Genomic DNA, 382 nt, shown 5'->3' on the forward strand with positions numbered 1-382 from the left:
CATCCACCGTATGCCCTTACTAGCTTGACCTCGCTCGGCGCTCTCTCCCCTGTGCAGTTTTCAAAGAACGGTTTCTTCTTTGGTGGAGATGAGCGGATTCGAACCGCTGACCTCCTGCTTGCAAGGCAGGCGCTCTCCCAACTGAGCTACACCCCCACCTTCTTTGTCATTCGAGTTTCGATGTTCGATATTCGAACTTCTAACCTCGAAATTCAGTGGTGGGCCTAGGTGGACTTGAACCACCGACCTCACGCTTATCAGGCGTGCGCTCTGACCTGCTGAGCTATAGGCCCCCTCTTATTAATCTTTCAAAACTAAACAGCGACCGAGCCCGTATCGACCTAGGAGTATAACTCCTTAGAAAGGAGGTGATCCAGCCGCA

General features: G+C 52.4%; 2 tRNA genes. Both read right to left on the bottom strand.

Going from position 1 to position 382, the window contains the following annotated elements:
- Positions 1-80: 80 nt before the first annotated feature.
- Positions 81-156: transfer RNA gene (locus KKC1_RS15110), tRNA-Ala, on the bottom strand.
- Positions 157-216: 60 nt separating this feature from the next.
- Positions 217-293 (bottom strand) — tRNA-Ile (locus KKC1_RS15115).
- Between the last annotated feature and the right edge of the window lie 89 nt (positions 294-382).

Origin of the sequence: Calderihabitans maritimus, assembly GCF_002207765.1 — a bacterium.
GTDB classification, from domain to species: domain Bacteria; phylum Bacillota; class KKC1; order Calderihabitantales; family Calderihabitantaceae; genus Calderihabitans; species Calderihabitans maritimus.